Origin of the sequence: Paenibacillus sp. BR2-3 (genome assembly GCF_046529485.1) — a bacterium.
Taxonomy (GTDB): domain Bacteria; phylum Bacillota; class Bacilli; order Paenibacillales; family Paenibacillaceae; genus Paenibacillus_AQ.
In genome coordinates, this window is the sequence record NZ_CP126311.1 from 4,961,240 (window position 1) to 4,978,969 (window position 17,730).

The 17,730-nt window shown below is 49.3% G+C and carries 16 protein-coding genes; 2 read left to right on the forward strand and 14 right to left on the reverse strand.

The features are described 5' to 3' along the window. Positions 1-50: 50 nt before the first annotated feature. The 3 genes from PaeBR_RS23785 to PaeBR_RS23795 all read right to left on the reverse strand — a co-directional run bounded on the left by PaeBR_RS23785 (position 51) and on the right by PaeBR_RS23795 (position 2,103). Positions 51-281: a cold-shock protein gene (locus PaeBR_RS23785; RefSeq protein ID WP_410512891.1), complete on the reverse strand. Its 231-nt coding sequence runs from the start codon at positions 279-281 to the stop codon at positions 51-53. A 93-nt stretch (positions 282-374) separates the two neighbouring features. Beyond that, positions 375-575: a cold-shock protein gene (locus tag PaeBR_RS23790; RefSeq protein WP_019914582.1), complete on the reverse strand. Its 201-nt coding sequence runs from the start codon at positions 573-575 to the stop codon at positions 375-377. 289 nt (positions 576-864) lie between these two features. After that, positions 865-2,103: a S1C family serine protease gene (locus tag PaeBR_RS23795; protein ID WP_410512892.1), complete on the reverse strand. Its 1,239-nt coding sequence runs from the start codon at positions 2,101-2,103 to the stop codon at positions 865-867. Between the two features lie 263 nt (positions 2,104-2,366). Between PaeBR_RS23795 and PaeBR_RS23800 the strand changes: the two genes are divergently transcribed. Further along, entirely contained in the window at positions 2,367-2,573 is a 207-nt protein-coding gene (locus tag PaeBR_RS23800; protein WP_410512893.1) for a hypothetical protein, read from the forward strand. On the opposite strand, the gene PaeBR_RS23805 is transcribed toward PaeBR_RS23800, so the two are convergent. The 7 genes from PaeBR_RS23805 to PaeBR_RS23835 all read right to left on the reverse strand — a co-directional run bounded on the left by PaeBR_RS23805 (position 2,542) and on the right by PaeBR_RS23835 (position 10,603). Continuing rightward, positions 2,542-3,348, reverse strand: a complete 807-nt coding sequence (locus tag PaeBR_RS23805; RefSeq protein ID WP_410512894.1) for an MBL fold metallo-hydrolase — start codon at positions 3,346-3,348, stop codon at positions 2,542-2,544. The genes PaeBR_RS23800 and PaeBR_RS23805 overlap by 32 nt on opposite strands. A 15-nt stretch (positions 3,349-3,363) precedes the next feature. Further along, on the reverse strand, positions 3,364-4,104 hold the full coding sequence (gene yycI, locus PaeBR_RS23810; RefSeq protein ID WP_410512895.1) for a two-component system regulatory protein YycI: 741 nt from the start codon (positions 4,102-4,104) through the stop codon (positions 3,364-3,366). Between the two features lie 20 nt (positions 4,105-4,124). Further along, a complete protein-coding gene (locus PaeBR_RS23815; protein ID WP_410512896.1) occupies positions 4,125-5,450 on the reverse strand; it encodes a YycH family regulatory protein in 1,326 nt (441 codons plus the stop codon). Further along, entirely contained in the window at positions 5,447-7,276 is a 1,830-nt protein-coding gene (gene walK, locus PaeBR_RS23820; RefSeq protein ID WP_410512897.1) for a cell wall metabolism sensor histidine kinase WalK, read from the reverse strand. Before walK ends, PaeBR_RS23815 begins: the two co-directional genes overlap by 4 nt. Continuing rightward, entirely contained in the window at positions 7,276-8,007 is a 732-nt protein-coding gene (gene yycF / locus PaeBR_RS23825; protein ID WP_410512898.1) for a response regulator YycF, read from the reverse strand. Before yycF ends, walK begins: the two co-directional genes overlap by 1 nt. Positions 8,008-8,142: 135 nt before the next feature. Beyond that, on the reverse strand, positions 8,143-9,666 hold the full coding sequence (locus PaeBR_RS23830; RefSeq protein WP_410512899.1) for a peptidoglycan DD-metalloendopeptidase family protein: 1,524 nt from the start codon (positions 9,664-9,666) through the stop codon (positions 8,143-8,145). A 328-nt stretch (positions 9,667-9,994) separates the two neighbouring features. After that, positions 9,995-10,603: a hypothetical protein gene (locus tag PaeBR_RS23835; protein ID WP_410512900.1), complete on the reverse strand. Its 609-nt coding sequence runs from the start codon at positions 10,601-10,603 to the stop codon at positions 9,995-9,997. Between the two features lie 276 nt (positions 10,604-10,879). Between PaeBR_RS23835 and PaeBR_RS23840 the strand changes: the two genes are divergently transcribed. Beyond that, positions 10,880-12,202 carry an IS4 family transposase gene (locus PaeBR_RS23840; protein WP_410511435.1) on the forward strand — a complete coding sequence of 441 codons (1,323 nt, stop codon included), beginning with the start codon at positions 10,880-10,882 and terminating at the stop codon, positions 12,200-12,202. Positions 12,203-12,398: 196 nt separating this feature from the next. On the opposite strand, the gene PaeBR_RS23845 is transcribed toward PaeBR_RS23840, so the two are convergent. From PaeBR_RS23845 to PaeBR_RS23860, 4 genes are all read right to left on the reverse strand, one after another. Next, entirely contained in the window at positions 12,399-13,685 is a 1,287-nt protein-coding gene (locus PaeBR_RS23845) for an adenylosuccinate synthase (RefSeq protein WP_410515295.1), read from the reverse strand. A 216-nt stretch (positions 13,686-13,901) separates the two neighbouring features. Beyond that, a complete protein-coding gene (gene dnaB, locus PaeBR_RS23850; protein WP_410512901.1) occupies positions 13,902-15,263 on the reverse strand; it encodes a replicative DNA helicase in 1,362 nt (453 codons plus the stop codon). A 1-nt stretch (position 15,264) separates the two neighbouring features. Further along, positions 15,265-15,711: a 50S ribosomal protein L9 gene (gene rplI, locus PaeBR_RS23855; RefSeq protein WP_410512902.1), complete on the reverse strand. Its 447-nt coding sequence runs from the start codon at positions 15,709-15,711 to the stop codon at positions 15,265-15,267. Next, positions 15,708-17,729 (reverse strand): DHH family phosphoesterase, encoded by a 2,022-nt coding sequence (locus PaeBR_RS23860; protein WP_410512903.1) that lies wholly within the window; start codon positions 17,727-17,729, stop codon positions 15,708-15,710. The genes rplI and PaeBR_RS23860 overlap by 4 nt, the downstream gene beginning before the upstream one ends. Position 17,730: the final 1 nt, after the last annotated feature.

The window sequence follows — 17,730 nt, forward strand, 5'->3', positions numbered from 1 at the left end:
TCTCATAGTTGAATGTGAATCTATATAAACTTTGCCCACAAAGGCGTTGGTTAGGTAATGGAAATACCCTTCTTCAGCGACTTGAGATCGCCATTCGAATTAAGCAATATTGGAAGCATCTTCATGCTTCGTTCCATTGGGGAGTCACAGAGACGGCAAGAAGGCGCATGCTCAAATGCGAAATTATCCCTCATCCATCCATTACATCCATCACTGGTACAGGCCCATATTGCGGTATTTTCTTCCGGTATTTCCTCCAAAGGCTTCTTCCGGTAGTTCATTGCCGTTCCTCCCTTCCTTTATGTCACAAGTTGATTAACAAAATAAAAAAAGACCGTCCCAACTTTCACAAGCGGGGACGGTGCCTTCTATTATTACAGTTTTACAACGTTCTCGGCTTGTGGTCCACGGTTGCCTTGAACAACGTTGAATTCAACGCGTTGGCCTTCGTCCAAAGTTTTGAAGCCGTCGCCAGTAATTGCGCTGAAGTGAACGAATACGTCGCTTCCGCCTTCAACCTCGATGAATCCGAAACCTTTTTCTGCGTTGAACCATTTAACTGTACCTGTTTGCATGTGTGTTACCTCCACAAATTTAAATTAATATGTTCTTTTTATCTTCAAACAAAGAAAAAATTCACACATTGAAAAGGGTTTTATTTATTCAATAACAGCCCTTTTCAATAGGGAAATTTACATCATCAGCTGTATGAGTATTTTCATATTACCACACCTCTGATTCAAAGGCAAGCTGTCCTATCCGAATTTCTCCGTTTCTCCCCATAAAAGGCTGACTTCCCAATGTAAGGGTTATCAGCCTCCCTAAACATGACTTCTACATTAGTATATACTGCTTTAATCATTTTTATTCCTGCGGTTTCTCCTGAAGGGTTACAGAAACTTGTTTCATGACTCCATTCCGGTAAAAGGTGATCTTCAGCTTGGACCCGATCTCCGTATGATCATACAAATACTTGCGCAGGGATAGCGTTGAGGTAATCTCCTGGCTGTCAAACTTCGTTATCACATCATTGAACTTGAGACCTGCATCTTTAGCCGGTCCAAGGGCATCCAGAACAACGGCTCCTTCTTTAACGCTGTCCGGCAGGTTCAAATTCTTACGCTGTTCCTCATCAAGCGGTACATAAGGATTATTGAGATCAACGGAGTATACGCCCAGATAAGAGCGGGCAATCTTGCCTTTTTCCGTGAGTTCATCGGCTGTTTCAAGGACATGGTTGGCCGGAATGGCAAACCCCAGTCCTTCTACGCCCGTATCGGATATTTTCATTGTGTTAATTCCGATGACCTGGCCGTTCAGATCAACCAAAGCCCCGCCGCTGTTGCCTTCATTAATAGCAGCATCGGTCTGAATGACCTCCTGCTCCCAGTCATATACACCATCCTGGTTAAGCGATACCGGAATCGTCCGTTCTGTATAGCTTACAATCCCGGAGGTGAGTGTATCCCCTAACCCAAGCGGATTGCCAATCGCAATAACGGTCTCTCCGAGACGCAGCTTGGAAGAGTCACCGATTTGCGCCACCGTAGTAATGCCTTTAGCATCAATGGAAAGTACTGCAATATCGGTTACTTTATCTGCGCCGACCAGTTCCGCCTTGCGGGTCTCGCCATCCACTGTGACTACTTCCAGCTTACCGGCTCCTTCAATCACATGATTATTGGTAATAATGAAGGCTTTGGCATCTGTCTTTTTATATATAACACCGGATCCGAGTGCGGACTCATCCAGAATATTCTGCTCCTCTTTATCCTCTTTATGGTTGATAATACTTACTACTGCCGGACGTACCATAGCAGCAGCCTGAATAATGCGGTCGTAGGGATCACCGCTGCTCGGAGTAATATTCTGAATCAAGGCAGGTTCCGCTGCCTGTTCTTGTATCCACTGTCCTGTAACCAGGCTGAAAAGAAGAACTGCGACTACTGCACTAATCAAGGAGCTAATCGCGGAAACTTGTAGAGTGGACAGACTTTGGCGCGATTTCCTCGGCCAGCCGTGGGTTGAAGATGCCTTCGATGCCTTACGCATTCTGCGTCGAGATACTTTGGTTGAATAAAAATCATCATCAAACAGTCCCACCGGAAATCCTCTCCTCTCTATTTCTACCCTCTTATAGACTCCCAAGAGCACTAAAAGGTTTCACTATAGGCATTCTCAAATTCTTTTAATATGGAATATTTCACTTCTCATAAGACTACAATAGTAGAAAACATATGTTTCAAGACGATACTTCTCTATATGATTGTATCACAGGCCGCAGCCGGGACGTTATTTTTCTAAAGTAAAATTTATGCATAATTATGGGGATCATAGGGTCAGAGCTAATAAAAGGAGGACGCATTATGGATTCTTTTTCAACAAGTCTTGATCTGGTGCAGTTTATCGGCAAGCTGGGTGATTTGAAAGACGAGCATTATCATATGACACTTACCATCAGTGCAATGGTTGAACTGCTAATCGACAAAGGTCTGATCTCCCGCCAAGAGCTGGAACGCAAGACTGCCGAGCTTGACGGACTTATGACTGGCTCACCATATCCCATGGCGTAGGACGGTCATAGTAGGTGTCACATAGTTTGAACTCACTGTCTTTGAAGAAGCAGCCCATGTCCTCCATAGCACTGCGGACTGACAATTTAGCCAAATCCATCATATTATGATCCCTGCTTAGATGGGCTAGGTAGGTCCGTTTCGTACGTCCGGTAAGAATCTCACTTAGCGCTGCGCCGGCAGCATCGTTGGACAGATGGCCCATGTCTCCCAAGATACGACGCTTGGTGTTCCATGGATAACGTCCCATCCGTAGCAGCTCAATGTCGTGGTTGGCCTCCAGTACCAGTACATCGGCATCCGAAATCGCCAGCTTTACCTTTTCACTGACATATCCCAGATCCGTAGCCACGCACAACTTCTCCTTGCCGTCATAAAAATTATACCCCACAGGCTCAGCCGCATCATGGGAAATCGCGAACGACTCTACACGCATACTGCCAAAGTCTCTATGTTGACCGGTCTCCAGGACCATGCGGTTATGTTCTTCTATTTTACCAACCCCCTTTTCAATCGCCCCCCAAGTATTGGTGTTGGCATAGATCGGAAGGTCGTATTTGCGCGCCATCGCTCCAAGTCCTTTAATATGGTCGGAGTGCTCGTGGGTTACCAAAATACCGTCTATATCCCCGCCTGATAACTCGCGCATACTGAGCAACTCATCAATCCTTTTCGCGCTAAGTCCCGCATCTATCATAAGTGTGGTCTCTCCGTTGCGTACCACCGTAACGTTTCCGGTAGATCCGCTGGACAGTACTGTAAATGAAATCCCCATAATTCCTTGCTCCTTTTACTCCGTTGTCTTCGGACTGATGATATCCGCACTGATGCCATGCACATAATATGATTTTCCATTCTCCAGCATGAAGCGCCACATCGGAGCGGCCACCTGGCTCTCGGAGTTAAACAATTCACCATAATAACCAAGCTGAATATCGGTGACCACCGTATCCGGCGCAAAATACTTCTCAATCAGACTGCTCAGCGCCTGGGAAGCCGGAAGGACTTTCTGAACCTCTTGGCTGCTGCTGGTCCCAATCTCAATCTGCGGCCGGCGGTAAGCTACAATCTTCTGGTTGCTGTTGATTAGCTCCAGACTCACTCTGAACAGTGGCCACTGCTTCTGAACCAGCGGATGGAGCACAAACTTGCCAACCTCGCTCTCCTGCGAATCAAGCCTATAGCCCGCGATATCGGGAATCTGGCTTTGCAGCTCGCTGCTTAGCTCGGAGAAAGAGGAATAGATCAGCTTGCTGTCTATCGGCTGCACCAGCGGCACAGGCTGTTGATCCAGCTCTTCACCCGAGTATCGGTAGGTGATATCAGGCAGCTGCGGTGTGGCAGCCGGGATCGGACCGAGCACGCGAATACCCTTCTGCTCCATAATCTGCTGGGTCTCTTCGGAGAGGGAGGTGAAATCAAGGTTGGCGCTGACCTGATCGCGCAGATCCACCCACAGCTGATAGCACAGCAGCAGATTCAGCAGTAAAAAAGCGTAGATCAGCACATTTTTGGCTCTTCCCCAATCCATACCCCATCCTCCTCAACTTGTTAATTCAGTGTAAGCACAGTCCCGTCACTGAGCGTAACCTTCCATACCGGATGCAGCTGCAGCTTGTCCCCCTTGACCACAGGGACATAGGCGGGTGCCAATTCCTTCACGGACGAGGCTTTGCCGATTTGAGCCAGTTGGTTTTTCAGCGTTTCCCCTCCAGACAGCTCTACCACTTTTTTTACGGCTTTAGTCTCATCAACGTACATCAGGGAACGTTCATATGAGGATACCGTGCCCTGCTGCAGATCCAGATTTATTACACCATACCGGAGCTGCGGTTTGTTCATGATCGGATAGGAGCCGTAAGGATAGGAGCCATAATATTGCTGGAAGGAAACGAGCCTTTCCTGATTTCCCTCTTCGGCCGATGCCATCTGTTCCCCGGTTCCATCCTCCGATGCTTCAAGACGGTAAGAACCGTTCCAGCCGCCATGCTGGTTCACGAAATCCACAGCTTCCAGAGCATCTTTGGCCGGCGTACTCTCCCCAGCGGGCAATGCGGCAGGATCGCTGTAGCTCATCCAATTCTGCTCCTGATCGACCTGCAGACTGCGTTTGCTGTCCGTATAGATTTCCGAGCCGTCTTTTTCACGAATATACCTTGTGCTTCCGGCATCGAAGAAGAGGCTGCTCTGCATCTGCCCGATGGTATACATGCCCGAAGGGATTTCCGCTTCCACTACTGATACATTGCTGTCAGGCACATAATAATCACCGTTGACCGTCGTATAGGAGGTCCAATTCTTGCCGAAATCCACATGCTGCTGCACATCCTGTACCGTAAGATCGGCTTTTGCCGCTTCGTACACGATATCTCCCCTTGTACTGAAGAAGATGGCATGCGCTTTGGAGTCATTCTTCAGGTTGTAGATCCAGATCCGGTCAATGCTTTCCCCGGCGAACAGGGAATCGGGCGACAGCTGCATGACTCTCTGCAGCAGCGTTACAGGAATACCTGCTCCGAAGCTCAGCTCAATGCCCGGATTCTCACTGCGAAGCTTGGCCCAATCAAAATCCTGCACAGACCGCCGCTGAAAGCTTTCAAAGCCGCGTCCTTTCAGTCGGTTAAGGATCAAGTTATAGAAGGTTGAGCTGGGGTAGAACAAGGTGTGTTTGTTATCACCCATATGAATAATCATTTGGTCAGGGTAAAGCAAATTCTCAACTTTCTCTTCCGGACCCATGTTATCTGTCTTTACATACAGGTTCTTCGAAAGGACCGCGGTATCACTGCCCGGGAGACGGTAAATCAAATAATAACTCTCGATAAGACTGCTGAGCACCAGCAGGGCAAGTATCCAAGACTTTATTCTTTCCTTCACGCCTGCCCCCTCCTTTGCTCGTCCAGAGGCAGCGTAAAGGTTACCTTTGAGCCTTGGTCCAGTTCAGATTGCAGGGAGATGGAGCCCCCATGCGCTTTCACAATTTCCCGGGCAATGGACAGACCCAGTCCGGTTCCGCCCATGTTCCGGGAACGTGCCTTATCGACGCGGTAAAAGCGTTCAAATATACGCTCGATATCTTTCTTAGGGATACCTATCCCGGAATCCCGGACGGAGATTGCCAGCATTCCTTCCTCATTACGGCAGGCCTCCAGTTCAATCTTGCCGCCTTCCGGTGTATACTTCAGCGCATTGGAAACGAGATTGCCGAGAACCTGGTCGATTTGGTCCCGGTCGAGCCAGGCACTTGAGATCCCCCGGCGGACTCTCGTACTAATATCAATACGTTTTTGCCGAATTTGAAAGGAAAAGCGGTCGGCCACATCCTCCAGCATCTCGGCAATATCGGTCTGCTGGATGCGCAGCCGCGCTTCCTTGGAATCCAGCCGTGACAGGTGGAGCAGGTCTGTTACCAATCGGATCATCCGCTCCGTTTCATTGCGGATAACTCCTACAAAACGTGCAGCAAGCTGCGGATCATCCAGCGCCCCGTCATCCAGCGCCTCCGCATAGCTCTTGATCGTCGTAAGCGGTGTACGCAGCTCATGGGATACATTGGCTACAAACTCGCGGCGGGATTCCTCCAGATTCTCCTGATCCGTCACATCCTGCAGCACGGCAATGGTACCGGCTATACCGCCTTCCCGGCGGTGAATCGGGGTAAAGGTCACCCGCACAATGTTAGGATCCTCGCTTCCATGATGGGACAGCCGCAGCAGCGACGACTGGGCATTGCCTCCGGACAACGCTCCGGCCTGCTCGGGATCCAGACCCAGCAGCAGTTCAAGCGGCGCCCCTTCCGGCAGCGGCCCTTCCTCGCCAAGCATTAGCGCCGCACGCCGGTTCATCAGAATAACGATCCCGCGTTCATCGGTCGCTACTACACCATCACTCATATTCGTCAGAATAGAAGCGAGCTTCTCCTTCTCTTCCTCATTTTGCGAGAGTGCTTCCCGCAGTCTTCCGGTCATATAATTGAACGCCTGGCTCAGCTGTCCGATTTCATCATTGCCGAATACCGGCATTTTCCGGTTGAAACGGCCTTCCGCAACAGCTGTGGCATGGCGGGTCATTTCCTTGATAGGCTGCGTAATCGTGTGGGCAAGGATAACACCCAGCACAGCCGTAAGCGCGAGCGCCAGCAGCAGGCCGGAAATAAACACTCTGTTGATCCGGCTCATCGTAGCATACAAATCCTTCATATCCGCAGCGATATAAATGGCGCCAACAATTTTGCCCCCGGAGACCACCGGCTTGGCCACTACCTTCTTCCGCACATTATCATCGCCAATGATATATTCCTCGTTATCACTAATCCCCTGCAGGGCACGGCTTACCACCGTTTGCGTGTTGCGTTGTCCCACGTAGTCGTTCTGTGAGGGAACGGAGGTTGTGATAATTTTACCGCTGGCATCAAGCACCTGAATCTCGGCACCGTTAATGTACAGATTGTTCACCATCCCGCGCAGGCTGTCCACCGATGTCTCATCATCGGACGTTGCCGTTTCACTGCCAAACTTGTCCGCCGTCAGAATAGACAGCATCTCGGCCCGGGCTTTGAGATCCTTTGTAAAGTTCTCGGTTAATGAATTTTTCATCGAGCTCACAAAATAAACGCCAATCAGCTGCATGGCAATCAGAATCAGCAGCACGTAAATAATAATAAGCTTGGCCTGTATCGTCCGAAAAAAGGACAACCTCTTCATCACAGCCCTCCGCTTTTGGGATTATGCATCAAGTAGCCAAGTCCGCGCCGCGTAAAAATATATTCCGGTTTGCTCGGATTCTCCTCGATTTTCTCCCGCAGCCGCCGAATCGTCACATCCACTGTCCGTACATCACCGAAATACTCGAAGCCCCATACCGCCTGGAGCAAATGCTCCCGGGTCATCACCTTGCCGGCATGCCGGACCATATAGTAGAGCAGCTCGTACTCACGGTGCGTCAGATCAAGAGGCTCCCCGTCCTTGTATACCATATACATATCCGTATCTATAAATAAATCGAAGTGATAAATCCCCTGCTTGCTTTCCGCAGGTTCACTGAAGGTCTCCGCCGGGGTCGGCTTGTTCTGCCGCCGCATCTGTGCTTTTACACGGGCCAGCAGCTCACGCGTACTGAACGGCTTCGTCACATAGTCATCGGCACCAAGCTCCAGGCCCAGCACCTTATCAATCTCTCCATCCTTGGCAGTAAGCATAATTATAGGAATATCAAGATGGGCTGAACGCACCTCGCGGCATACATCCATACCATCCTTGCCCGGCAGCATAAGATCAAGCAGCATAAGATCGGGCCTTTTGGACAGAGCAAGCTCAACCGCGCTGTTACCGTCAAATGCGCAGATTACCTCATAGCCCTCTTTTTCCAAATTGAATTTCAATATATCGGCAATAGGCTGTTCATCGTCCACTACCAAAATCGTCCCCATCTGCATGTCTATAGCTTCACCTTTCTATCTTTACTAGTGCATTGTTTCTTTTATTTTACCATACCTGCCTTGGCGTCACACCCTGCTCAAAAAAGAAACCGCCCGGACTTAAACCGGACGGCGCATTTATAGTAAAATGTATTATTTCAAGTATTTCATTGGATTAGCAGCCGAGCCATTCTTGCGGATTTCAAAATGAAGGTGGGTGCCGGTTGAACGCCCGGTGTTGCCCATTACACCAATCTTCGCCCCTTGCTCCACTCTCTGACCGAGTGAAACAGAGATTTTGCTTAAATGACCATAATAAGTTTCGTATCCGTTGCGATGATCGACAATAATTACGTTGCCATAACCACTCTGAACACCTGCAAAGGTAATGGTTCCGGCATCCGCAGCCATGATTGTACGATTGCCTGACACTAAATCCAATCCTTTGTGTGCACGGCCCCAACGTTCACCAAAACTGCTGGTAATGGACGCTCCGGACACCGGCCAAGCAAACATACCGGAACCTTCACCAACCACCTTCGTCCCCCGGTATACAACCTCCGGCAGTGAAGCCTTCAGAACCTTCTGTCCGAGCCATTCCTCCTGGACAACAACGCCATTCTCCTTGGTCAGGCGGTATTGCATTTCTTTAACTCCCGTTTGACCCGCCCGAACCACCTTGCTTTTGCCGGCTGTCAGCAGATCACTTTTACGCACGATCACTTCAGGCTCTGTAACCAGCTGCTCTGTCACCTGTTCTACCGACACCACGGTAATCGCGGGCTGAGGTACGGTCAACTGAAGCTCGTCCCCAATTTGCAGCGTCAGCTCCTTCACTACCGGGTTGTTCCTGAATATTTCCTTTTGTGTGATTCCGAAACGCTTGGCAATACTGGATATGGTATCACCTTCCTGAACGGTATAGAGCAGCGGGGCTTCTTCGCCTTCAGTCAGCACCTTGACCGCTTCGTCCATAGTCAGCACTTTATTGGGATCAGCCTTTATCGGTAAAATAGCTACATCCTCGCGAATATTAGCCGACTCTACCTTATCCGCCGCAGTTGAAGTTATCGCCCTTTTCGTGGTGGCAGCCGTCTTTTTCAGCTTTGCCCCGGCAGCTGGAGCCTGCTGAGGTATGTAATGCTGTTTAACTTTTTGCAATACAGCATTGGCTGTTTCCTGATCCTTCACAACACCTATCGACTTGCCATTCACCATCAGCTGCACGCCTACTGCGTAAGCCTTCAGCATGCCGTCCAGTTTTGCCAGTGTAGCTTCGCTATTGATTTCCGGTTTGTAAGCTTTTTCCGATTCTGTCGTGATTCCCTCGGTCTGCAGGATCATCACGGCATCCGGATATTTGGCCTGATACTCCTGCCGCTTTTTTTCAAACAGCTTATCCAGGTCAGTCTTTTCGCTAAGCGTTCCAATCTCTTCACCCTGCAACAGTACGCGATAATAAGACTTCGTGTTCGCGCCTACATACTGCTTCTCTGCCCCTATTAAAAAAGTAGTCAGGAGCACAATGCCTGCTGATGCCAAAATCCAGGTACGCCGCAGCTTGCGGTTTCCTGCTTCCTGAGGTAAGCCACCAGCAGCATTAGCGGTCTTACTGTCATTCTGACTTTCCACGCTGGATTCTGCCGCCGCCGTTTGGCCTTTCAGCAGTTTCCCCATCCAGCGCGTAAACTTTAATCCCCTCATGAAACTCTCCCTTTCAGCCCACTCATTCCTAACCTAACAGCGGACAAGCTTGTTTTACGACCCCTTATATATAATCTGGTGCATTCAAATTCTGTACAAACTATAGAAGAATAATCACTGGTATGAACCCTTTTAAAGGTTACAAAAATTTAACCGATTATGATCCTTGTTTACTTTAACATACTTGCGCGAAAAGTTTCAACTTTGTTCATATAAAAAAACCCGCTAAAAATGCGGGTTTTTTTCCATTTTATGCGTTTTGTTCCTATCCACGGTGTCTAAAATGTGACATTTTTTTATTTTATTGAATGGCGGTCGAAGTTGGTGTAAGCATTTTCATAAGAACATCGTATTCCTCTTTATCCACATACTTGGCGATGACCTCCTGAATCTCTTTTACTTCACTCTCCGTCAACCCATCCTCCATGGCAGTCGAGATTTTCTGCATTTCCTCCTGGGGAAGCTTGGTCATAAGAATGTTGAAAATATCGACTTTTTCCTCAGAAGGCAGGTTCTCCTTCAAGTCCCGCATAGCTTCCGGTGTCATCACCAACTGCTGATCCAGTGCACTCCCGCTCTGGCCTTCAGAGGTAACCGCCTCTTCTGCCGCCTCCCCCATAACAGGCAGTGCATCCTCCAGACTCTTGTCATCCCCGGGTTCTGATTGGCCGGAGCCGCTGCTGTCTCCACTGCTCTCTGTCGTTTCGGTCGACTTACTCTTGTTATCGCTCCCTGTGATACTGCTGAGTATCCCGGTAATCCCTGAAACCGGACTGTCGAGCTTCATATCGAAGCTGGACAGCACCGACTGAATATAGGCATTCACTACAAACCCTGTCGTCAGTACTGAAAGACTGCTCGCCAGTACCGAAATCAGGAGCACTCCAAGCGCACGCTTTACAATCCTCATCCTCATCTCTCCCTTGCGTCGGTTCATGTCCTTTCTCTTAGTATTGACCGTAACCGACTTCGGGAAACCTCTTTAAATAGATTGAACTTCCTTATATGTAAAAAAAGAGGCCCCGGAGGGCCAATGTCATTAAGTTAAGGCGCAAGGCCAAAAATCAAGAAAAAGAGTAGGTTATCGAAAAGATAGCCCGCTCTTTTTTTTGCACTAAAAAAAGAACTTGACAAGCAGATGGAAATGTGTGGCGAAGCCCCTTGAAAAAACGAGGAGGTTACGCCAATGGATGAGTACGCGATCTCGCTAAAAAAAACGCTGACATCCCTCATACGAAAAATGTCAGCCGCACCCGCTCCTTTTGTCAAAAACCCTGAAAAAGATTTTACCCGAAAGAAAAAGCTGCCCTTTGAAACGGTCATGCAACTCCTGATTTCCATGGGAGGAAACAGCCTTTACAAGGAACTCTTGGAATCGCAGGGCTATGACGTAAACACCGCAACCACTTCTGCTTTTGTCCAACAGAGGAATAAAATCCTGCCGTCTGCTGTGGAATTCTTGTTTCACGAATTTACGCAATCCTATACGGATATCAAGGACTACCGAGGGTATCGATTACTTGCCATTGACGGTTCGGATTTGCATATCGCAACCGACCGGGCGGACACGGATACCTATTTCCAAAGTCAACCGAACACGAAAGGCTACAACCTTCTGCATTTGAATGCAGCCTATGACTTATGCAACAGACTTTACGTGGATGCCATTATTCAGCCACGGAGGTTGTGCAACGAGGGAAGGGCGCTGGCTGCCATGGTTGACCGTTCCCCCATTCAAGGCAAAACCATTGTTACTGCCGATAGGGGTTATGAAAGTTACAACAATTTCGCGCATATGGAACGCAAAGGGTGGAGCTATGTCATACGGGTTAAGGATTTGGATTCGAATGGCATTCTTTCGGGCTTGCATCTGCCCTCTGGCGGAGCGTTTGATATGGACGTTCATCTGACACTCACCAAAAAACAAACCAAAGAGGTCAAGGCTCATCCTGAGATGTACAAGTTCGTCCCTTCCACGTCTACCTTTGATTTTTTAGATTTGCACGAGAACTTGTTTTACCCGATTTCCTTTCGGGTTGTCCGTTTCGTCCTGCCGGGTGGCGCTTATGAAACCGTCATTACGAATCTTTCTGCCGCTGATTTCCCACCCGATGAAATCAAGTCCATTTATAACATGCGATGGGGCATTGAAACCTCTTTCCGGGCATTGAAATACACCGTCGGCCTGACGAATTTTCACGCAAAGAGACAAGAGTCCATCACCCAAGAGATTTTTGCAAGAATGATCCTGTACAATTTCGCTGAAATGATGACCTCGCACGTCGTCATTTCCCAAATGGATAAACGGCACCCCTACCAAGTCAACTTCACGGTTGCCGTTCACGTTTGTAGACATTTCCTGCGCTCACGGGACGATGAACCCCCGCCCGATGTAGAAGCACTGATTCGCAAGAACATTTTGCCGATTCGACCCATTCGCCCAGGGCAGAAGAATACGCGCAAAATCCGCTGGAAATCAGTCGTTAGCTTCGTCTACAGAGTAGCATAATTCGTTTCGTATGAACATTTTTTTAAGCGGATATTCCGTCCGCTTGTTTGCTGTGCGCTTTTTTCTTGCTTGCACCAAAAAAACAAACGGCACAGGGCTTTTTCCCATGCCGTTTCGGATTCCATTTTTATTCCCAGTCTTATCTTTGAGCTTATCTTAATGACATTGCCCGGAGGGCCCCTTCAAGCACAACATATTATTCATAAATCGGCAGTACTTGATTCGTCTGTTCACGATTTCGTCCTACGGAGAAAATAGCGATTGGAATCCCCGTTAACTCCGATACACGCTCTACGTATCTGCGGGTATTCTCCGGCAGGTCCTGAAGCGTCTTCGCGGATGTAATATCCTCGCTCCAGCCTGGCAGCTCCTCATATACAGCTTCACATTCAGCCAGCATTTTAAGGCTAGCCGGATAATGAGTAATGATCGCGCCCCGGAATTTGTAGCCTGTGCAGATCTTTACGGTCGTAAGTCCGCTCAATACATCAAGCGAGTTCAAGGACAAGCCTGTGATCCCGCTGACACGGCGGGCATGACGGACAACTACACTGTCGAACCAGCCTACACGGCGGGCACGCCCGGTTACTGTGCCATATTCATGTCCTGTTTCACGAATATAGTCGCCGATCTCATCATTCAGTTCAGTCGGGAAAGGACCGTCACCCACGCGGGTCGTGTAAGCCTTAGCCACTCCGATAACCTGTTTGATCTTGGAAGGGCCTACGCCCGAACCAATGCAGACACCGCCTGCAGAAGGATTGGAGGATGTAACGAACGGGTAGGTTCCCTGGTCGATATCCAGCATGACCCCTTGTGCGCCTTCGAACAGTACCTTGGAATCTGCATCAATTGCATCATTCAATATGACCGATGTATCTGTCACATAATTACGCAGTACTTCCGCATATTCCAGGTATTTAGTCAGAATCTCCTCAACATCCAGAGCTTCCGCTCCGTACACCTGAGTGATCACCTGATTCTTCTCTTCCATCAGGTGGCGCAGTCTCATTTCAAACTCTTCTGCGTCCATCAAATCTGAAATACGGATACCGTTGCGCGCTGCTTTATCCATGTAACAAGGGCCTATGCCTTTGCGTGTCGTACCAATCTTGTTCGGGCCTTTGCGATCCTCTTCCAGAGCATCAAGCAGCATGTGATACGGCATAATGACATGAGCGCGGTCGCTGATTACCAGGTTCTTCGTATCGAATCCATTCTCGTGGATATAATTGATTTCTTCTATTAGGGCAGCCGGATTGATAACCATACCATTACCGATTACACAAGTTTTCTCTTTATAAAATACACCTGACGGAATCAGGCTGAGCTTATACTTCTTACCGTCAATCAGAATCGTGTGACCGGCATTGTTTCCCCCTTGATAACGGGCGACCACATCTGCGCTCTCTGCCAGAAAGTCTGTGATTTTCCCTTTGCCTTCGTCTCCCCATTGTGTTCCCACCACGACTACCGTTGACATATTGTTCATTCCTCCGTAGGTGCTAGCAAAAGCACCATTATTTTTCATAATATGGGCTCTTTACGTCACTCTTATGTACGCAGCCCTCCGGACGCCAAGCGGTTTAGCCCGCTAAAGCACAATTAACAGTGTAACAGCCGTTATTTTTAAAGTCAAATAAAAACGAACGATTACACACTCAAATGTGCAATCGTTCGGAAATCGTCAATATTCAGCTTACCCGGCAAAAGGTTCAGCATGGGCCCGCTCGTAGTTGACGAACTTGTTGAAATTTTTCAGAAATACCAGCTCCACCGTCCCTACCGGACCATTACGCTGCTTGGCTATAATAATTTCGATAATATTTTTCTTTTCGGATTCCTTATCGTAGTAATCATCACGGTACAGGAAGGCAACGATATCGGCATCCTGCTCGATGGAACCGGATTCACGCAGGTCACTCATCATCGGCCGCTTATCCTGACGCTGCTCTACACCCCGGCTAAGCTGCGACAGGGCAATAACGGGAACGTCAAGCTCGCGCGCGATCTGCTTAAGTGTACGGGAGATTTCCGAGACTTCCTGCTGACGGTTCTCTCCCCCCTTGCCGCGGCCCTGAATGAGCTGCAAGTAGTCAATGACGATCATGCCAAGCCCCTTCTCCTTCTTAAGCCGCCGGCACTTGGCACGAATATCCGTTACCGTGATGCCCGGTGTATCATCGATATAAATCTCCGATTCAGAAAGAGACTGAATCCCCATCGTCAGCTTGGACCAGTCATCGTCACTCTTGAAGTCACCGGTACGCATGATGTTGGCGTCCAGATTCGCTTCAGCGCAGATCATCCGCTGTACCAGCTGCGGAGCTGACATTTCCAGACTGAAGATGGCTACAGTTTCTTTGGCGCGCACCGCTACATTTTGAGCAATATTAAGCGCGAAGGCAGTCTTACCTACAGACGGACGTGCTGCCACTATAATTAGATCATTGCGTTGAAAACCATTGGTCATCTTATCCAAATCTGCGAAACCTGAGGGAATACCCGAGGTTCCACCCTTATTCTGGTGAAGCAGCTCCACACGGTCAAATACCTGCATCAATACATCACGAATAGCAATAAAACCGCTCCCGCTGCGCCGGTTGGAGATTTCCAGAATACGGCGCTCCGCATCACTCAGCATATCCGAGACGTCTTCTCCGCCCGTATAGCCCTCGCTTACGATCTGCGTTGCGGTGCGGATCAACCGCCGCAGCATGGCCTTTTCCTCTATAATCTGTGCGTAGTACTCCACATTGGCCGCAGTAGGCACCGCATGAGCCAGCTTGGCCAAATAGCTTACTCCACCGATGTCTTCCAGCTGTCCCTTATCCTGCAGTCTGGATGTCAGCGTAATCAGATCAATCGGCTGGCTCTCTTCTCCGAGCTGTACCATCGCTTCAAAGATCATTTGATGCGGCTTATCGTAGAAGTCTTCGGTATTCACACGCTCCATAGCCGTAATCAGCGCTTCGTCCTGCAGAAGGACCGCACCAATTACCGCCTGCTCTGCTTCCAGATTTTGCGGGGGAATCCGATCGAAAAAGAGATCTCCACCCATATTACTCCTCCGTTACCTGAACCTTAAGCGTAGCCTTTACTTCGGTATGCAGCTTCACAATTACTTGAGTTACACCCAGATGGCGAATCGGCTCATTCAGCTCAATTTTTCTTTTATCGATAACAATTCCTTGAACCGAGGCCAATGTCTCGGCAATTTGTTTGCTTGTAATGGCACCGAACAGACGGCCGCCTTCACCAGCTTTTGCTTTCATGCTCAGCGTCAGTTCATCCAGTTTCTTACCCAGCTTCTGAGCTTCTTCCTTCTCGTTGTCTTTACGGCGTTGTTCAGCCGCAGCCTGATTCTCCAGTGTCTTCACATTGCCGTCCGTAGCTGGACGAACCAAGCCCCGCGGCAGGAGGAAGTTGGCGGCATAGCCTTCCGATACTTCTTTAACCTGGCCTTTCTTACCTTGCCCTTTAACATCTTTTATAAAAATGACCTTCATTCGAATAGCCCCTCTTTCGCTTCAATTTCAGCCAGAACTTCCAGCAGTCTGGCTTCTGCTTCCTTGCCTGTTCCCTCCAACTGAGCTGCAGCATTGGATAAATGCCCGCCACCGCCCAGCTTCTCCATAACCACCTGTACATTCATCCGTCCCAGTGAACGGGCGCTAATGCCTATCAAGCCATCCGGCCGCTCGCTAATCACAAACGAGGCCAAAACATTCGTCATTCCCAGCAGCGTATCCGCTGTCTGTGCGATCAACAGCTGCGGAATTTTCATTCCGGAAGCCGTCACAACCACCGCAATATGATCATATACCATACGGGCATGCTTGATAATTTCAGCTTTGGAGAGATACTCCTGCAAATCCTCCTTCAGCATTCGCTGAATTAGTATCGTATCGGCGCCAATGCGGCGCAGAAAACCCGCCGCTTCGAACGTACGCGACCCGGTATGAAGGGCGAACTGCTTCGTGTCCACCGTAATGCCGGCTAGCAGCATCGTCGCTTCCAGCGGTGTGAGATGAACCTTCTCATGAATATATTGCAGCAGCTCCGTTACCAATTCACAAGTAGATGAGGCGTAAGGCTCCAGATAGACCAGAACGGCATCGTTAATGAACTCCTCGCCCCGCCGGTGATGATCCACGACTACAATCCGGCTGGCGTATTGCACAAGCCGCGGCTCCATAGTCATCGACGCCTTGTGGGTATCCACTACAATCAGCAGAGTATGCTCAGTCATTACCTGCAGAGCCTGCTCTGTGGAGATGAAGGATTTGTACAGCTCCTCATCCTTACGTATCTCTTCAATCATCCGGGTAATAGAGGGATTCGGTCCCTCCATAACGATATTTGCTTCCACATTGTACATCCCTGCAGCCTTCAACAACCCGATCGCCGCTCCTACCGAGTCGATATCCGGAGTCCGGTGTCCCATAATTAGTACCCGGTCGCTCTCCTGCATCAAATCACGCAGCGCATGAGCAATGACGCGGGCTCTTACGCGGGTCCGCTTCTCTGCTGCATTGCTCTTCCCGCCGTAAAAGGACAAACGCTGTCCCGCCTTAACAGCTGCCTGGTCGCCGCCGCGCCCAAGGGCCATATCCAGACTTGATTGTGCCAAAGCCCCCAGCTCGCTGGCGGATTCAGCCCCGAAAGCAAGCCCAATACTCAGCGTCATCGGCACCTTAAGGTTCGCTGTCATCTCCCGCACTTCATCCAGGATAACAAAACGGCTTTCTTCAAGAGCCTGAAGACTGCGGTGATTTAGCATCATCAGATACCGCTCTGAGGACAGACGGCGCAAATATACATCGAACTGCTTGGCCCACTCGGTAATTTCACTTGTTACTTTGGCAATAAGCGAGGTTCGCTGCTGATCATCCATCCCCTGGGCGGATTCGTCGAGATTGTCCATCAAAAGAATCCCCAGAGCCAGCTTCTCTTCCTCGTAACGTTCCCTAAGCACTGCCAGCTCCGTTATATCGTACAGATATAGAAGGCGCTCACTGGGAATGAGTACAACCTGATAGTAGCGCTCATCTACAGCAATTTCCACGCGTTGATCCTTTAAAGAAGGTTCCTTGGGAGAGCTGTCCCTGGAGAGATCTCTTTTGACCAGGGCAGTCCCTTGAAAAGAGGACATCAAATCCGGCAGCAGCTCCGGCAGCGGTTCACCCACCAGTGATTTCCGGGAAAATATATCGCCTGCATAACGGTTATTCCACTCAATCGCACGATCCTCACCGTAGAGAATAATTCCGAGCGGCAGCATGCTGACCGCTTCACCCTCCACCCGCTTGATACGAAACGACAGACCATTTATATACTCCACAAGTTTGCGCCGAAACGATATTTCCGCTTTCAGCATAGAGAAGCATAAGGTTCCGGCTAGAAACAGGCTGGAGACGCCCAGAACCCAGTTGTAGGTGCTGACTATAATGATAAGTACCAGCAGCAGCATAAACGCCCATACGGTGTGATAGCCGTGCCAGCGTCTTTGCAGAAATTTAGGCATG